The organism is Ottowia thiooxydans, from assembly GCF_040548795.1.
GTDB lineage: Bacteria > Pseudomonadota > Gammaproteobacteria > Burkholderiales > Burkholderiaceae_C > Ottowia > Ottowia thiooxydans_A.
The window spans coordinates 682048-695559 of sequence record NZ_JBEPSH010000002.1 but is presented as its reverse complement, the minus strand read 5'-3'; the positions used below and the strand labels follow the sequence as shown (position 1 = coordinate 695559).

The following is a 13512-nucleotide window of genomic DNA, read 5'->3' as shown; positions in this document are numbered from 1 at the left end:
CGATAGTCGCTGGCCGAACACACTCCCGCGCGAATTTTTTAGGTAGGTCGAGCGCCTCGGTCCTGAACCGCTGCCCGCCCTGCACCTTATTTCCGATGACATTGAATATATACGACACGCTTTCGCGTGGGTTGCAACGCTTTACGCCGATAGAGCCCGGCCATGTGCGCATGTACGTGTGCGGCATCACGGTGTACGACCTCTGCCACATTGGACACGCACGCTCCGCGGTGGCCTTCGATGTGGCTCGCCGCTGGCTGGAGGTCTCGGGCCTTCGGGTCACCTTTGTACGCAACATCACAGACATTGAAGACAAGATCATCCGCCGGGCGCTGGAGAACGGCGAGACCATCCGCCAACTCACGGACCGCATGATCGCCGAGATGTACCGAGATTTCGATGCGCTGGGCATTGGGCGTCCGACCCATGATCCGCGAGCGACGGACTACGTTCCGCAAATGCTTGATCTCGTACGCAAGTTGCAGGACAAGGGCCTGGCTTATGTCTCTGACGGCGGTGACGTGAACTACGCCGTGCGAAAGTTTCCCGGCTATGGGAAGCTCTCGGGCAAATCTCTGGATGAATTGCAGTCAGGCGAGCGTGTGGCGGTGGATGGCGACAAACGCGATCCCCTGGATTTCGTGTTGTGGAAATCTGCCAAACCGAGTGAGCCCGACGGTGCGAAGTGGGAAAGCGCCTATGGCCTGGGACGGCCAGGATGGCACATCGAGTGCTCGGCCATGAGCTGCGCACTGTTAGGTGAAACCTTCGACATCCACGGCGGCGGGGCCGATCTGCAGTTTCCGCATCACGAAAACGAGATTGCCCAAAGCGAAGGTGGCCACGGTGTGGCCCTGGCACGCCTTTGGATGCACAACGGATTCGTCAATATCGACAACGAAAAAATGTCCAAGAGTCTGGGCAATTTTTTCACTATCCGAGAAGTTCTCGAGCAATTTGACGCGGAAACGATCCGCTTCTTTATTGTCCGTAGCCATTACCGCAGTCCGCTCAATTACAGCGACGCCCATTTGCAGGACGCTCGCGCAGCCCTGAGGCGCCTCTACACGGCGCTGGAGGGGGCGGGGCCTATCGCTGAAACCCCCGTTATCGATTGGACGAATCCGTACGCTGCTCGCTTCAAGTCGGCCATGGATGAGGATTTCGGCACGCCAGAGGCTGTGGCCGTCCTGTTTGATCTGGCGGGCGAGGTCAATCGTGGCAAATCCGCGCAAGAAGCCGCTTTGCTGAAAGCCCTGGGGGCTTGCCTGGGCTTGTTACAGACGCCTCCAACGCAGTACTTGCGCGCGGGTGCTGCGCTCGATGATGCGGCCATTGCCGAGCGGATTGACGCCCGTGCGGCGGCCAAGAAAGCCAAGGATTTTGCCGCTGCGGATCGAATCCGGGCTGAATTGCTGGCCGCTGGTATTGTGTTGAAAGACTCTGCCGCCGGCACTACGTGGGAGGCCGCGCCATGAAGATTGGACGATCAAGACCCGGTGCGTGCGCCAGGGAGTTCTCATGGCAGTGAAGGCGGCGGCTAAGAAAGAGATTGTCAGGTCCAGCACGCCGACGTATTGGGCAGAGGCTTGCGCACATCTGGCCAAGAAAGACCGCGTGATGAAGCGACTCATCCCGCAGTTCGGTGATGCCTGCCTGGAATCGCGTGGCGATGCGTTTGTTACGCTCGCTCGCAGCATCGTAGGGCAGCAAATCTCTGTCAAGGCAGCCCAGTCCGTCTGGAATCGCTTTGAGATCCTGCCCAAGCGCATGACACCCGCCAGCGTTTTGAAGCTCAAGGTTGACGACATGCGCGCGGCCGGCCTTTCCGCGCGTAAAGTGGAGTATCTGGTTGACTTGGCACTGCATTTCAGCAGTGGTCAAATCCATGTCGGCCAATGGGATGAGATGGAAGACGAGGCCATCATCGCTGAGCTGGTGGCCATCCGCGGCATTGGCCGCTGGACAGCTGAAATGTTCTTGATGTTCCACTTGATGCGCCCAGACGTTCTACCGCTGGACGACGTAGGGCTCATCAACGGCATCAGCCTGAACTATTTTTCTGGTGAACCGGTCAGCCGCAGCGACGCGCGTGAAGTAGCCGCTGCCTGGCACCCATGGCGCAGTGTGGCCACCTGGTATATGTGGCGTTCACTGGAGCCCATACCTGTAGCGTACTGAGTTGACTTGAATTGATTGAATTGTGAAAGCGCACCCTCGCCAGCGCCGGCTGAATTGGCCCTGGTAGCGGGAATCCGGGTGCATCTAGTAACATTACTGCATTCAGGCAGTGGGAGAAAAATTTGGCAAAGAAGACATTTCTTGATTTTGAACAGCCTATCGCCGAGCTGGAAAACAAGATCGAAGAGCTGCGCTACGTGCAAACCGAGAGCGCTGTGGATATCTCCGAGGAAATTGAGCAGCTCGACAAGAAGAGCCTGCAGCTCACCAAGGACATCTATTCCGACCTGAGTCCTTGGCAGATCACCAAGATTGCCCGTCACCCCGAGCGTCCCTATACGCTCGATTACGTACAAGGCATCTTCACAGATTTCGTGGAAATGCACGGCGACCGGCACTTTGCGGATGACCAGAGCATCGTAGGCGGCCTGGCTCGCTTCAATGGCAATGCCTGTATGGTGCTGGGCCACCAGAAGGGCCGCGATACGCGGGAACGTACCCTGCGTAATTTCGGCATGACCCGTCCCGAAGGCTACCGCAAGGCGCTGCGGTTGATGAAAACCGCCGAGAAATTCAAGCTTCCCGTCTTCACCTTCGTAGACACTCCGGGCGCATTTCCCGGAATCGACGCTGAAGAGCGTGGCCAGTCAGAGGCTATTGGCCGCAACATCTACGAGATGGCGCAGCTGGAAGTGCCCATCATCACCACCATCATCGGTGAAGGTGGCTCCGGTGGCGCGCTGGCCATTGCAGTCGCCGATCAAGTGCTGATGCTGCAGTATTCGATCTACTCGGTCATCAGCCCAGAAGGTTGCGCCTCTATTCTCTGGAAGACGAGCGACAAGGCTCAGGAGGCCGCAGATGCCCTGGGCATCACCGCGCACCGCCTGAAGGCCATGGGCCTGGTCGACAAGATCGTCAACGAGCCCGTGGGTGGCGGCCACCGCGATCATCGACAAATGGTGGCTTTTCTCAAGCGTGCCTTGGGCGATGCGTGGCGCCAGGTCAGCGATCTCAAGGGCAAGGAGCTTCTGGACCGCCGCTACGAGCGCCTGCAAAGCTATGGGCGCTTTACCGACACCAAGGCCGAACGTTGAATTTTCGACTTTGGGCTCAGCTGGAGTGGCGGCTTGCTTGCCGCAGGTCCGTCTGGCGCCGTTGCAGGCGGTCAGACGGCCTTGGCTGAGCCGTGCCATTCGGGCGCGCTCCCAATGACGGCACACTGCCGCCCCCCCAAGCGGATCAAGCCGCCTTGGCTTTGATTTTGGAGCGCAGTGCGGTGTGCAGGTCAGCGGGTAGGAACTTGAAGGCTGCCTGCAGCAAGAGATAGGCGATCAAGCCGTCATCCAGCCACCCAAGAATAGGGATGAAATCGGACACCAGGTCGATCGGGCTGATCACATACACAAGAGCCAGTACCGCAGTCACCTTGGCCGCCATGGGCGCCCGTGGATCGCGTAGCATGGCCCACGCCAGGAGCAACTCCTTGCGGAACATGGCAACAATTTTTCCCAGCTTCCACATGACAATTCCCTTCACGCCGCAGATCGGGCAGACCAACTATTAACGTGGGTGCAGTCCAGGGGATGACAAGGTCCAATGTTGCAGCCTTACAAAGTTTTATCTCTGGCCTAATTCACCACTGAAATGCCCACCTCGCCGTCCAACTCGTCGCGTACTGATCTGATGGCCGCTCGTACGGTCGACAACGCCATGGCTCGCTTTGCAGCCACGGGCCCCGCGCTGCCGTTGGCTGTGGCGCTTTCGGGCGGCGCAGATTCCACCGCGCTGTTGCTGGCCTGTGCTGAGCGCTGGCCCGGGCAGGTTGTAGCCTTGCACGTGCATCACGGGCTGCAAGCCGCCGGAGATGATTTCGAACGCCATTGCATTGCGCTTTGCGCCCGCCTGGATATTCCGCTGCACGTTCGTCGAGTGGATGCTCGCCACACGAGTGGCGAAAGCCCGGAGGCTGTGGCACGCGAGTATCGCTATGAGGCGTTGGACGTCCTGACCAGCGTCTGTGCAGGCGTTGGGGCGGTTGGCACGGTGGTCATCGCACAACATGCGGACGATCAGGTGGAAACCATTTTGTTGGCGCTCTCGCGGGGTGCCGGCCTGCGCGGCCTGGCAGCCATGCCAGAGCGTTGGAAGCGTCAAGACCTGGCTTATGCACGTCCACTGCTATCGGTGCCCGGAGCCGCCATTCGCTCATGGCTGAGGTCGCGTGAACAGACGTGGATCGAGGATCCCAGCAATTCGAACGAGCAATTTACCCGCAATCGCATTCGCGCGCGCCTTCTGCCCGCGCTGGAGGCGGCATTTCCTCAATTCAGAAGTACTTTTTCACGCAGTGCGGCGCACGCGGCGCAGGCGCAACTGGTGCTGGACGAAGTGGCCGTAAGCGACTTGGCGGACGCAGGTTCACCCCCTCGCATTCGCGCCTTGCAGGCGCTGTCTGTGCCGCGGCAAGCCAACCTGATCCGCTATTGGCTTGGACAGGCGTATGCTGTCATCCCCAGCAGTGCTCAACTGAACGAATTGCTAAGCCAGATTGCGGCATGTACCACCCGCGGACACCGCATTCATTTGAAGGTGGGTACGGGGTTCGTTGTACGCAAGGGCGGCACCTTGATCTGGCAGCCAGCACCCGGTGCCCTGGACGGACAGGTATCGAAGCCGGAAGCGCCGGACGACTGACTTTGCGCCACGGTTTCCGTAAGTAGTTAAAATGCTGGGTTTTGCGGGGTAAGCCCAGATCAGATTTACTTACGCGCCTTCACTTTTGCTGGTGTCTCCAGGCACCTGGAAGTGGGCTCGGTCATCTTTTTCTCGCCATGGCATTGATTGTTCACAAATACGGCGGCACTTCGATGGGCTCCACAGAGCGCATACGCAATGTTGCCAAGCGCGTCGCCAAATGGGCGCGCGCGGGTCATCAGATGGTCGTGGTACCCAGTGCCATGAGCGGCGAGACCAACCGCTTGCTCGGTTTGGCCAAGGAATTGGCGCCGGGCAAGCACACTGCGGCCTATCGCCGCGAGTTGGACATGCTGGCCTCCACGGGCGAGCAGGCTTCTTCTGCGCTCCTGGCCATCGCCCTGCAGGCGGAAGGCATGACCTCGGTCAGCTACAGCGGCTGGCAAGTGCCTATCAAGACCAACAACGCCTACACCAAGGCGCGCATTGACAGTATTGACGACAAGCGCGTACGCGCTGATCTCGATGCTGGCAAGGTGGTCGTCATCACCGGCTTCCAAGGGGTCGATGAAGATAACAACATCACCACCTTGGGGCGTGGTGGCTCTGACACCTCAGCGGTGGCCATTGCGGCCGCACTGAAGGCCGACGAGGCCCTCATCTACACCGATGTCGATGGCGTCTACACCACCGACCCTCGTGTGGTTCCAGAAGCACGCCGCCTGCATACCTTGAGCTTCGAGGAAATGCTGGAAATGGCGAGCCTGGGCAGCAAAGTGCTGCAAATCCGCTCAGTCGAATTTGCTGGCAAATACAAGGTTCCAATGCGTGTGCTCTCCAGCTTCACGCCTTGGGATATCGATCTCGCTGAAGAAGCCAAATCCGGCACCCTGATCACTTTCGAGGAAGACGAACAAATGGAACACGCCGTTGTCTCCGGCATTGCCTTCAACCGCGACGAAGCTAAGGTTTCCGTGTTGGGCGTACCCGATCGCCCAGGCATTGCCTATCAAATCCTGGGCACAGTGGCTGACGCCAACATCGAGGTTGACGTCATCATCCAGAACGTCAGCAAAGACGGCATCACCGACTTCAGCTTCACGGTCAATCATGCGGATTACGCCCGCACCATCGACCTGCTGAAGGAAAAAGTGCTGCCTGAGCTGGGCGCTACAGAAGTCGAAGGCGACCCACGCATCTGCAAGGTGAGCATTGTGGGCATCGGCATGCGCAGCCACGTCGGCGTCGCTGCCAAAATGTTCCGTGTGCTCAGCGAAGAGGGCATCAACATCCAGATGATCTCCACCTCCGAGATCAAAACTTCTGTGGTGATCGATGAAAAATACATGGAGCTGGCCGTCCGCGCCTTGCACCGTGCTTTTGATCTCGAGCAAGCACCAAGCTGAGTCTTCGATGACGGCACCGGCCTTCAGCAATGAAGGCGTGGCAACTTGAAATGCCTGGCTTTTGACAGGGTGGCGTGAAGTCTCATCACTGCGGCAGATCGCACCTCCATGCAGGTACTTCAAAAAGAAAAACGGGCCCATGTGGCCCGTTTTTCATTGGGTTCTCCCCTCGTCAGGCTAAGCGGATAGCTTTGAACTGCAGATTTCGGTAGGCTGAACATCACACAAGTCCGTTCGCGCTGAGCTTGTCGAAGCGTTGCGCATGCCTTCTACAAGCTCAGGCCGAACGGTTAATGTTAGGGCGAGTTAACACGCCCTAGTTCGAATGCCAATACTAGCTTGACCAAAACCATAGAAGCTCAATGCAGACCAAGCCTCGCTAACACCTGGTTCATCGCTCCGAATTCAGCATCAGAAGTTAAACCTGGCTCCAACCACCAAGCTGCGGCCTCGCAGCGGTGACGCGTCCTTCACGAAGGAGGTATGGTTGAAAGCTAGCTTATTCAGAGCATTGTTGAGCGCGGCGTACAACTCGTATGTTTGCCCTGAGGACAGTCGTCCGCGCCAGGCCATGCGAAGGTTCACCATGTCATAGGCCGCCGTGCGGGTTTCGAAGCTGGCCAGGCGGTTTTGCGCAAAGTTGCGGTACCACTCCGCCGATGCAGACCACGCTCCCGATTGCCAATGGGCGTTCAGGCCCAGGCGGTAGGAAGGAATGCGGGGCACGTCACCGCCACTCGAAAAACGGGCCCTGACCATATCCCCAGACATGCCCACGCGCCACTGCCTGTTCAACTGATGGCTTACTCGGGCCTCAAGCCCTGTAAAGCTGGCGTCGCGCTGGCGGTAGTCGACCAAGCGGAAGTTTTCGTAGCGGTCTGTCGTGTCTGCGTAGATGTAGTTGTCAATGCGGTTGTGGAATGCCGTCAGCTCATAACGCGTGTCACCACTGGTTTTGCGCAAACTGATGTCCAAATTGGTGGACTGCTCGGACTTCAAGAGCGTGTTGCCTCGCTCCCAGGTGTTGGTTGCCAGGTGTATGCCACTGGCAAACAGCTCTTCAGCTGTGGGCGCGCGCTGCGACCGCGACACGCTCATGGCCAGCGTATGCCCTGGGGTGAAGTTCCAGCTCGCACCGCCGGAAATAGAACCCATGTGATGTTTGACTGTTCCCCTGCGGGATGCTCCATCCAGCTGGGAATCCTGCCATTCATAGCGCCCGCTGAGCTCGAACCGCCAGTCACCCAGGCGGTACTCTTCCAGCCCGAAGACGGCGTAGCTCTGGGTGTCAGTGGGTTCAACGTAAGCTTCTTCTCCTACCGCACTGAACTTGCGCCTGCTGTGCTGAGCGCCCAGCAGGCCGCGCAGGGTTCCGGGGCCTAAAGAGAGCGGGTGGTGCTCCAGTTCCAGGCGAGCGTCGTGGGCTTTGTTTTTGAATGTGGTGCCGATTTCACCATGGTCAATTTCATCATGGCGATAGTCGGTGACACTGGCACGGAGCCGGGCGCGAGCAAAGCCAGGCAAGGGGTCTCGCCATTCGCCGCGGATATCCCACCGCTCCGTGTCCATGTCGACCAGGGCAACTTCTTCACTCTCACCTTCTGACCCGGTGCAATGCAGTTCCGTGCCATGCCAATGGCAGCCCGCCGGAGCAGCCGGCTCATCGTGGCTGTGACCATGGTCGCTCCCGCAATGCAGGGAATTGCCATGCACATGGCAATCTTCATACTCATGGCTGTGGCCTGGCAGGCCGTATTTGCTGCGCAACCGGCTGTAGGCAACGCCCAGGTAGCCGCGCGAGTGGATATAAGAAGCGCCCATGCTGCCGTACCAGGTCTTCGCGGCTGAACCTGCAACGCGGGGCGCGCTCCAGCCACTGCCTGTTTCGTAGTCGCCGGCTGATCGATTGAGGCCTTCTACGTGCAGAGCAATGGGGCCGCTGCCAGCGGTCAGAGAGAACAGGCCGGTCTTTTCCCGGGCGCTGGATTCCGAGCGCACTTCAACGTTGCCAGCGTAACCCTTTTCCGGTACCTCAGTGGGAATGCGCTTGTCGCGCACATTGACCACGCCACCCACGATGCCCCCGCCATAGATCAGCGTTGAAGGGCCGCGCAGAATTTCGATTTCGCTCGAAAGCATGGGTTCGAGTCCAACCGCATGATCCGGGCTGGAGGTGGAAGCATCTTGCACCTGGCTGCCATCAGAAAGGATGCGAACGCGTGCAGAGTCGGCGCCACGGATCACGGGCCTGCCGGCGCCAGCACCATAGTTGTTGTTGCGCACACCAGGAAGCCCGTCCAGTGTCTCGCCCAGCGTTCCGGCGCGACGTTGAAGCAGTGCGCGCTCGTCCAGCAATTCCACCGGTGTGGCGGACTCTTCCAGTGGAATGTCCAGCGCGGTGCCGGTGACGCGCACCGTATCCAGGGTGGGCGTTGCGGCTGCTGATGCCGCTCCTGTGTCCTGCGCGGATGCAACGCTAGGCATCACCGCCAAGGCAATGGCCAGCGTGAGCGCGTGGTGCGGGTAATGTGGTTTATTCATGATCGAGTCGAAATCATTTGCGGGGCAAGAGAAAGCGCCCGTGACAGCGGGCGCTTTTTTGAGTGGTTAACTCACAGGTGGATGTTTTTCGGGTCAGTGCTTGTGGGCAGAGATGCCCAGCCAGGTCAAGCCGCCCGGGTTGAAGTTCAGTGCGATTGAGCCCGTCACCGCTGCATCGCCGAGATCGACGGTGTGAAGGCGCCGGCCTTGCGGATCGCTGATCCATGCCTTGTCATCCTGGGCACTCACCGCGAGGGCGGGGTAGGGCGAGGCAGTGGGCATGTTCGCAATCACACTTGTCAGCACGGCACGTTGGTTCCAGTTCTGGGTGGACAGGATGTGCAATGAGCCCATGTCGTCGAGCACCAGCAAGTTCGCGCCTTCGGCGTCAATCGCATGCGCACGGCGTACTCGACCTTCAGCCCAGTCAATGCGCTTGATGGCTCCTGCGACCGGATCGATCTCGAACATATTGCCGCCGCTGCCGATTCCCACAAAGCTTGCCATGTGATCGTTGCCGATGATGGTGCTTATGCGGGCTCCGTCCATGCTGGTGGGGTTGGGGATTTTCTGCGCCGTGAACGCGTCTCCCGACTGTCGTATCACCAGCACTCCATCGCTGCAGCCGAAGGCCGTATAGCTTGTGTTGGAGTAGCTGCCATGCAAGCCTGGACATTCTTGTTCGAAGCGCTTAGCTTGGTGGAAGTGATCCCCATGGCGCTCGTACAGCTCCACATGGGTGGGCGTCGTACCTTCAACTTCTGGCGCTTTCCAGGTCGTGAGCAACCAGTCGCCTCGTGGCTCGGCCGTGCCGTGCATGGGCGAGCCCAGACGCTGGGTGGCCAGCGTCATGCCGCTGCCGCCAATGCTCGAGTCGTTGAGCAATGCGATGGAAGCATTCGCGCTGGTAGCAGCATTTCCATCGAAGAACACAGCGGCAAGGCCGCCATGGCTTTCGTAGTGCGTGGGTCGTGCGCCCGACAGCCGCGTATTGAGCAACCTGGGCGATTCCTTCTTGTCGTCCATGTGATCGTCGTGAGGCTCCTGGTAGATGCCGCCGTCCACAAATTGGATCTGGTTCTGAGTGCCTTGAAAAAGCAGGGCGTAACGGCGATCGGGGCTGGCATACACAGCTGATGGCGCGCTGTCAGCGGCATAGCTTTGCAAGACAGCGCCTGCATCCAGGTCGACCACATGTACCTGGTTGCTTCCGGGTTCGAGCACCACCAGGCGCCCCGCAGTCTCTATATGCCCATGATCGTGACCATGGTCTGGGTCGCTGCCGCCTACATCTTCGACGTCGCTGCTACCCCCACCGCAGGCGGCCAACGCGGCCGCGCAGGCGGCAACCAGAACAGCTCTTTTCCAGCGCACCAATGAAACTCCCATGGCTTAAGACCTCTTTCCGTATGATTGATTTGTTATGTTATCACATCACATTGAGAGCTGCTATGCTGGATTGTGGGGGCGAGGCTCCTCCTTCCGGGAGCCGTCGAACGCTTGGGCGAGTCGCAGAAGAAGATCGGAAATGGCGACTATCTGTGCGGCAAGAAATCCTTGAAAATCTCTTGTGTCCCAGGCAACACCCAGCCGGGGGCACTTCCAAAGGATTGCAAAAAATGAATCTCTCCAACTTTGATGAACCTCGCGAGCTGAACGCCACCTGCCATTGCGAGTCCGTGCGTTTCAGACTGGTCCTCACAGACGGTTTGCGCAGCGCCCGACGATGCAACTGTTCTTACTGCAGCATGCGCGGCGCCGTAGCTGTTTCGGTCAATCTGGAGAATTTGCAGGTTGTGCAAGGTGAAGACAAGCTGACGCTCTATCAGTTCAATACCGGGCAGGCCAAGCACTATTTCTGTTCGGTTTGCGGCATTTACACCTTTCATTCCCGGCGCTCCGATCCGACTCAATATGGGGTGAACGCTTCATGCATCGAAGGCCTTAGCCCTTTCGATTTCTCTGAGATTCCCGTGATGGAAGGCCAGAATCATCCCAGGGACAGCGGCGGTGTGGCGCTGACGGCCGGCTGGCTCAGTTATCGCCCGAATATCGGCGATTGAGGGTGGGCCGGTCGCTCAGGCAAACTACGATCACCGGTTCATCGGTGAGGCTGTTGTCGCGTTGGACTGCTTGCAAGCGACCGACATCTGCTCCTTCAGGGTTGGTCCAATCCAGCTTCAGATAACTTGATTTGCGTCCATGCATATTGACTTTCTCGGTATCCAGGCGTTCTTAGCCATCGTGGAAAACGGCAGCTTTCAACTGGCAGCAGTGGAACTCAATCTGTCGCAGACGGCAGTTAGTCACCGCATGCGCAAGCTTGAGGAGTTCCTGGGCGTCAGACTGATTGCAAGGACCACGCGCGACGTCACCCTGACAGATGCGGGTCGCGCTTTGTTGCCCGATGCGCGCAGGGCGGTTCGGGAGCTTGGCATGTCTTGCGAAGCAGTTCGTCAGCATGGCCAGCATGCTCCGGACTGGTTGGCATTTGCGTGCCTTCCCACTTTGTGCACGAATCTTGTGAGCCCATTGCTGACCGAAGCCAGTCAAACCTGGCCCGATACGTTTGTGCGTGTATTCGATACAGCAACGCGCGAGATCGTTGAGTTGGTGGAATCGAAGGTGGCAGCCTTTGGTATTTCCGTCATGCACCAGGGCTACGGCAATTTATCGGTGGAAGTTATTGCAGAAGAGCCGTTCGTGCTTATATGCCCGCTGGGCCATCGTTTCGCGAGCCTGGGTAGTGTGGATTGTTCTGCACTCGAACACGAGACCATGATTCGGATCAGTCTGACCACGGGCAACAGTACAACGATCGATGGTGCTCTAGGTCGAGCAAGAGAGCATCTGCACTGGCGCTACGAGGCGCTCCATAACTCGGTCGCAGTCGACATGGTGCGAGCCGGTTTGGGCTTGACCATCGTTCCCAGGCTGAGCCTGAGGCCCGAACCTGGTGTCGCCATTGTGCGTTTGAACTCACCGCGTATCCAGAGGACGCTGTGCGCCGTGAATCGCAGGGACGACTCGACTAATGAGCGGGAGAGGTGGCTTCAGGCGCGCGCGGTAGATTTCCTGAAAACGCGCTTGGCAGATGGCTGAACAAAACTCGCCTTGCAGCCCATAGCTCGCCGCCCGCCCCGAGGACAGCGCACGGCATCCGCGATGGGTTTTGCAGAGGCTCTCTAGCGCAGTAAGCACATGAAAAGATGATTTTCATTCATCTTTTGCGTAGAACTATTCATTTGTCCTTGGTGTGACAAGTACCTAGACTGCCTCCTGGTTTTAGACCGCGAGAAATCGAAATCGCAAGACATATGCGGTCGATCCAGGAGACTGTCCCATGCCCCACGACTCGAACTCTTCGCGCGCCGCAGCCACTGCGCGCAAAGGGCAAACCATCGCTCAGAAAATCATTGCCCGCCATGCGTCGCGTAGCCACGTGGACATTGGTGAGTATGTCAACTGCGTACCTGATCATGTCGTTACTCAGGAGCTTTACTGGCCAACTCACAAGAGCAATCTGGACAAGATCGGTGCGACCCGTCTGGCAAGGCCGGACAAGGCCATCATCGTCATCGACCATACGCCTTCAGCGGCAGTCGGATCTGCGCACGCCGCTACGCATAGATTGCTTAAGGACCTGACAGCGAAGCTCGGTGTGGAGAATTTTTTTGGACCCAACACAGGCTTGCGTCACCTGGTCCTGGTCGAACGTGGCTTCGCGCGTCCTGGATCATTGATATTTTCCGATGAAGGGAATATCGCGAGCATCGGTGCCGTGGGCGCGCTCAACATCCCCACGTCGGCTGACATTCTGGTCCCTTTGCTGAAAGACGAGAACTGGGTTCGAGTCCCCAAGACAGTGCGCATCAATTTGCACGGAAAGCTGCAATCGGGCGTTTCTGCACGCGACGTTGTCCAGTCCATCATCAGGGACTACGGGGCGGGGGAGTTTCTGCAATGCTGCGTGGAATACGGGGGACCTGGCTTGCAGCACCTGACGCTGGACGATCGCCAGACCATTTTGGCTTCAACGTTCCACACGATGTCGGACACGGCCATCATGGATGTCGACGAGTTGGCATTGCGATATGTTGAGGAACGCGCCAACGGACGGGAGTACTCGGCTGTTCGTAGCGACCCGGATGCATCCTTCGAACGCGTCATTGAGTTGGATATTTCGCATTTGACGCCATTGGTGACAGTGCCCCCAGAACTTACGGGTGCTACAGATGTCAATTCTTTGGCAGGCACACCGGTACATCAGGCCACGATAGGTTCTTGCGCTGGCAACAGACTGCAGGATCTGCGAGATGCAGCCTTGATTCTCAAGGGGCGCACGATCGCAAAAAGCGTGACTATGTACATATCTCCGGGCAGCCAGAACGTCTACGCACAAGCAGCCCGAGAGGGCTTGCTGGAGACATTTGCACTCGCAGGGGCGACAGTGCTCTCGCCGGGGTGCAACACTTGCTGGGGATACCTGGGCGTGCTCAGCGACGGCGAGAACTCCATTTCCACCCATCAGTTCAACTATCAAGGCAGAAATGGCGCGGAGAGCGCGAGGATTTACCTCGGCTCGCCGATGACTGTCGCAGCATCTGCCGTGTGCGGCGAAATCACTGATCCAAGACAACTGCTGACCTCGGCTACCGTGCCGTCCTGCATTGCAGAAGGTGGTTGA

Annotated in this window: 12 protein-coding genes; 8 read left to right on the top strand and 4 right to left on the bottom strand. The window is 58.4% G+C overall.

Going from position 1 to position 13512, the window contains the following annotated elements:
• Positions 1-95 precede the first annotated feature (95 nt).
• The 3 genes from cysS (at position 96) to ABIE13_RS06765 (ending at position 3278) form a co-directional block, all read left to right on the top strand.
• Entirely contained in the window at positions 96-1478 is a 1383-nt protein-coding gene (gene cysS / locus ABIE13_RS06775; protein WP_354442281.1) for a cysteine--tRNA ligase, read from the top strand.
• A 43-nt stretch (positions 1479-1521) separates the two neighbouring features.
• Positions 1522-2181, top strand: a complete 660-nt coding sequence (locus ABIE13_RS06770) for a DNA-3-methyladenine glycosylase family protein (protein ID WP_354442280.1) — start codon at positions 1522-1524, stop codon at positions 2179-2181.
• Positions 2182-2303: 122 nt separating this feature from the next.
• Positions 2304-3278 carry an acetyl-CoA carboxylase carboxyltransferase subunit alpha gene (locus tag ABIE13_RS06765; RefSeq protein ID WP_354442278.1) on the top strand — a complete coding sequence of 325 codons (975 nt, stop codon included), beginning with the start codon at positions 2304-2306 and terminating at the stop codon, positions 3276-3278.
• A gap of 145 nt (positions 3279-3423) precedes the next feature.
• On the opposite strand, the gene ABIE13_RS06760 is transcribed toward ABIE13_RS06765, so the two are convergent.
• Positions 3424-3705: a YkvA family protein gene (locus tag ABIE13_RS06760; RefSeq protein ID WP_354442276.1), complete on the bottom strand. Its 282-nt coding sequence runs from the start codon at positions 3703-3705 to the stop codon at positions 3424-3426.
• A 123-nt stretch (positions 3706-3828) separates the two neighbouring features.
• Between ABIE13_RS06760 and tilS the strand changes: the two genes are divergently transcribed.
• Both tilS and ABIE13_RS06750 read left to right on the top strand, forming a co-directional pair.
• Entirely contained in the window at positions 3829-4878 is a 1050-nt protein-coding gene (gene tilS / locus ABIE13_RS06755; protein ID WP_436278376.1) for a tRNA lysidine(34) synthetase TilS, read from the top strand.
• A gap of 137 nt (positions 4879-5015) precedes the next feature.
• The gene (locus tag ABIE13_RS06750; protein ID WP_354442275.1) at positions 5016-6284 is read left to right on the top strand and encodes an aspartate kinase; all 1269 of its coding nucleotides are present in this window, start codon (positions 5016-5018) and stop codon (positions 6282-6284) included.
• 411 nt (positions 6285-6695) lie between these two features.
• Here ABIE13_RS06750 and ABIE13_RS06745 read toward each other — a convergent pair whose 3' ends face one another.
• Together ABIE13_RS06745 and ABIE13_RS06740 are read right to left on the bottom strand one after the other, a co-directional pair.
• Entirely contained in the window at positions 6696-8825 is a 2130-nt protein-coding gene (locus tag ABIE13_RS06745) for a TonB-dependent receptor domain-containing protein (RefSeq protein WP_354442273.1), read from the bottom strand.
• A gap of 93 nt (positions 8826-8918) precedes the next feature.
• Complete coding sequence (locus tag ABIE13_RS06740) at positions 8919-10214, bottom strand: hypothetical protein (protein ID WP_354442272.1); 1296 nt, start codon at positions 10212-10214, stop codon at positions 8919-8921.
• Between the two features lie 230 nt (positions 10215-10444).
• Here ABIE13_RS06740 and ABIE13_RS06735 point away from each other — a divergent pair, with 230 nt between their 5' ends.
• On the top strand, positions 10445-10888 hold the full coding sequence (locus ABIE13_RS06735) for a GFA family protein (RefSeq protein WP_354442270.1): 444 nt from the start codon (positions 10445-10447) through the stop codon (positions 10886-10888).
• Here ABIE13_RS06735 and ABIE13_RS06730 read toward each other — a convergent pair.
• Positions 10860-11033 (bottom strand): hypothetical protein, encoded by a 174-nt coding sequence (locus ABIE13_RS06730; protein ID WP_354442268.1) that lies wholly within the window; start codon positions 11031-11033, stop codon positions 10860-10862. The genes ABIE13_RS06735 and ABIE13_RS06730 overlap by 29 nt on opposite strands.
• Here ABIE13_RS06730 and ABIE13_RS06725 point away from each other — a divergent pair.
• Both ABIE13_RS06725 and ABIE13_RS06720 read left to right on the top strand, forming a co-directional pair.
• Positions 11028-11927 carry a LysR family transcriptional regulator gene (locus ABIE13_RS06725; protein ID WP_354442266.1) on the top strand — a complete coding sequence of 300 codons (900 nt, stop codon included), beginning with the start codon at positions 11028-11030 and terminating at the stop codon, positions 11925-11927. The two genes, ABIE13_RS06730 and ABIE13_RS06725, sit on opposite strands and share 6 nt — an antisense overlap.
• A 241-nt stretch (positions 11928-12168) precedes the next feature.
• Positions 12169-13512: a 3-isopropylmalate dehydratase large subunit gene (locus ABIE13_RS06720; RefSeq protein WP_354442264.1), complete on the top strand. Its 1344-nt coding sequence runs from the start codon at positions 12169-12171 to the stop codon at positions 13510-13512.

Coding starts and splice junctions, on each gene's coding strand:
- ABIE13_RS06750 (WP_354442275.1), top strand. CDS start 5,016: ATGGCATTGATTGTTCACAAATACGGCGGCACTTCGATGGGCTCCACA.
- ABIE13_RS06720 (WP_354442264.1), top strand. CDS start 12,169: ATGCCCCACGACTCGAACTCTTCGCGCGCCGCAGCCACTGCGCGCAAA.
- ABIE13_RS06740 (WP_354442272.1), bottom strand. CDS start 10,214: ATGGGAGTTTCATTGGTGCGCTGGAAAAGAGCTGTTCTGGTTGCCGCC.
- ABIE13_RS06760 (WP_354442276.1), bottom strand. CDS start 3,705: ATGTGGAAGCTGGGAAAAATTGTTGCCATGTTCCGCAAGGAGTTGCTC.
- ABIE13_RS06745 (WP_354442273.1), bottom strand. CDS start 8,825: ATGAATAAACCACATTACCCGCACCACGCGCTCACGCTGGCCATTGCC.
- cysS (WP_354442281.1), top strand. CDS start 96: ATGACATTGAATATATACGACACGCTTTCGCGTGGGTTGCAACGCTTT.
- ABIE13_RS06730 (WP_354442268.1), bottom strand. CDS start 11,033: ATGCATGGACGCAAATCAAGTTATCTGAAGCTGGATTGGACCAACCCT.
- tilS (WP_436278376.1), top strand. CDS start 3,829: ATGCCCACCTCGCCGTCCAACTCGTCGCGTACTGATCTGATGGCCGCT.
- ABIE13_RS06735 (WP_354442270.1), top strand. CDS start 10,445: ATGAATCTCTCCAACTTTGATGAACCTCGCGAGCTGAACGCCACCTGC.
- ABIE13_RS06770 (WP_354442280.1), top strand. CDS start 1,522: ATGGCAGTGAAGGCGGCGGCTAAGAAAGAGATTGTCAGGTCCAGCACG.
- ABIE13_RS06725 (WP_354442266.1), top strand. CDS start 11,028: ATGCATATTGACTTTCTCGGTATCCAGGCGTTCTTAGCCATCGTGGAA.